This is a genomic window from Nonomuraea lactucae (assembly GCF_003313395.1).
Classification (GTDB): Bacteria; Actinomycetota; Actinomycetes; order Streptosporangiales; family Streptosporangiaceae; genus Nonomuraea; species Nonomuraea lactucae.
This window is the reverse complement of record NZ_QNFZ01000651.1, coordinates 1-2,786: the sequence shown is the minus strand read 5'-3', so window position 1 is coordinate 2,786 and position 2,786 is coordinate 1. Positions and strand designations below refer to the sequence as shown.

At 72.5% G+C, this 2,786-nt stretch carries 2 protein-coding genes; one reads left to right on the top strand and one right to left on the bottom strand.

All coding sequences use genetic code 11. The features are described from left to right. On the bottom strand, positions 1–1,382 hold a 1,382-nt coding region (locus tag DQW85_RS24830), incomplete at its 3' end, for a spermine/spermidine synthase domain-containing protein (protein ID WP_113702413.1). 186 nt (positions 1,383–1,568) lie between these two features. On the opposite strand from DQW85_RS24830, the gene DQW85_RS24825 reads away from it, so the two are divergent. Continuing rightward, positions 1,569–2,786, top strand: a 1,218-nt coding sequence (locus DQW85_RS24825) for a S8 family serine peptidase (protein ID WP_113702414.1), incomplete at its 3' end; no start/stop codon positions are given.

Sequence of the window (2,786 nt, the reverse complement as noted above, 5' to 3'; positions counted from 1 at the left end):
GGCGTGCCGGCCGTGGCGCCGGCCCAGGGCGCGGCGCACCGCTGCGCGCCGGGCGTCAGGCCGGCGGTGATGACGGCCTGCTGCCCGGCGGTGCTGACCACGTCCACGCACGGCCGGTGCCCGAAGGCGGCCTGCACGGTGGAGGCGAGCCGGTCTACCAGCCAGCTCTCGCGGTAGTAGTTGTACATGGAGAAGGCGCCGCCGGGCTTGAGGTGCTCGCGGGCCGAGCGCATGGCCTCCTCGGTGAACAGGTAGCTCTCCAGCCGGAGCGAGCTGGCCCCCGACACGAGGGTGAGCGAGTCGGGCAGCGCGAAGAGGATCAGGTCGTACTTGCCGGAGGTGCGTTCGAGGAAGGCGCGCCCGTCGGTGACGTGCGTGGTCACCCGGGGGTCGTCGTAGGGGCGGTCGGGGTGGGTGGAGCCGCCCAGCTCGCGCAGCTTGGGATCGATCTCGACGGCGTCCACCCGGCCGGCGCCCTTCGACAGGGCGATGGCGACGTCGGTGCCGCTGCCCGCCCCGACGATGAGCACGTCCTTGGGCGGCGCGGCGGCGCGCTCGTACGGCAGGCCGTACTGGCGTTCCCACTGCAACCGGGCGGCGGCGGGCACGGCCTGCTGGTGCGGGATGCCGTTCACGGAGATGTCGGTCACCGGCACGCCGAGCTGGTCGAACTGGCGGTGGGTCACCTTGTAGTAGGGCGACCAGATGGCCCCCGCGGTCAGCGACTCGGCGAGCAGCAGCACCACGACGGCCACGGAGGGCACGGTGACGAGCCCCAGATACGGCACCAGCGGCCGGGGCGCGAGCAGCAGCCCGTAGGCGACGGCGGCGATGACCCCCCAGTAGACGGGCGGCGCGCTCAGGAACGACAGCGCGGTGAACGCGGCGATCCCGGCGAGGCTGCCGATGAGGTCGTAGCGGTAGGCCTCCAGCCGCGGCAGCTCGGGGAAGCAGCGGCCGACGAGCTCGGCCGGGCCCATGAGCACCAGCGCCGCCGCGCAGAAGATGACCGGCAGGATGAGCCACGCGGGCGGCCCGGCGGTGGCGAGGCTCGTCCAGTAGAGGACGCCTTCGGTGTCGCGGTCGACGGTGACGGGGAACGTGAGGACGACGATCACCAGGCCGAACAGCACGACGGGCGAGTAGTACGGCTGGCGCCCGGACCGGCCGACGCGCAGGAAGCCGAGCCCGATGCCGAGGAACGAGCCGAGCAGCACGAAGTTGGTGAAGTAGCTCAGGTGCACGACGTTCGACCCGGTCCAGCGGATCAGCGCGAGCTCCAGGAAGAGCATGAACCCGCTGGCGAGGACGAGCCTCGGCCGCACGGTCAGCCAATGGTCCCCTGTGCCCCCGGAGACCGGCTTCTGCGCCTGGAGCGTCATGACGTCTCACCGTAGTGAACGGACGGGGAACAAGGAAGCCCTGCCGCGACCGAACAATCACCGCCCGGTTAGCGAACATTGTGGTGTTTTAGCAGGTCACGCCCCATAAGGACGGCTGGACGCGCCGGGGCTGATGGAGGAACGTTGGGACGTTCCATTCCCTCCAGATCTCCGGTGGTGACACTCATGCGGGTCATGATCCAGCTCCGTCCCTCTCCCGACCTGGTCGCGGCCGTCACCGACCCCGGCACCGCGGTCGCGGCGGCCGACGTCGCCGACGGCCTGCCGGGAGTCGAGCTCGACCCCGGCTTCTCTCCCGTGGCCGTGCCTCGCCCGGTCCCGCCCGCGGGCGGCGACCCGCTCTCGCTGAACCAGCCGCTCGACTTCTCGCTGGCCGCCGAGGACGCCTCGGTGCTGGTGCGGGGCACGATCTCCGACGACGAGACGGCCACCCGGGTGGCGATGCTGCTCGCGGCGCGCCCCGACGTGGCAGGCGTCTTCGCCGATCCGGTGATCGAGACCAGCCTCACCTGCGGCGGGGACGCGCCGGTCGGCGACTGGCACGACGTCGAACGGCTGCTCAACGTCGCCGCCCTGCGCGCCGAGGGGCTCGACGGGAGCGGGGTGGCGCTGGCCGTGCTCGACACCGGCGTGAACGCCCTTCACACCGCCAGGCAGCTCGGCCGGGACGTCATCCTCGACGCCGCGCGCAGCTGGCTTCCCTCGGGCGTCGTGGGCAGGCCGGGCGAGTTCGAGGTGGACCACGGCACGATGTGCGCCTTCGACGCGCTCATCGCCGCGCCCCGCGCCTCGGTGATCGACATCCCGTTGCTGCTGTCGCCCCGTCCCGGCGGCTCGGCTCTCGACGGGCTGCTGTCGGACGGGGTCGCCGCGTTCGCGCACCTGCGCGACGTGCTCGCCGCGCAGCCCGAGGAGTCCAGGGCGCTGGTCGTCAACAACTCGTGGGGGTCGTTCTCCCCGGAGTGGGACTTCCCCGTCGGGCATCCCGGCAATTACTCCGACAGTGCCGCGCACCCGTTCAACCTGATGGTGGCCGCCCTGGAGCAGGCGGGCGCAGACGTGCTGTTCGCGGCGGGCAACTGCGGGACCCAGTGCCGCGACGGCCGGTGCGCCTTCCCCGACCGGCCGATCGTGGGCGCCAACTCCCACCCCAAGGCGCTGTCGATCGGCGGAGTCGACGTCAGCGGCGAGCGGGTCGGCTACTCCTCGCAGGGGCCGGGACGGCTGAGCGCCCGCAAACCCGACATCTGCGCCTACACACACTTCTCCGGTTCCAAGGCGTTCGGCCAGGCCGAGCCCGACTCGGGCACCTCCGCCGCGGCGCCCGTCGCGGCGGGGCTGGTCGCGGCGATCCGCACCCGCTGGCCATGCGCGCGGCTGTCG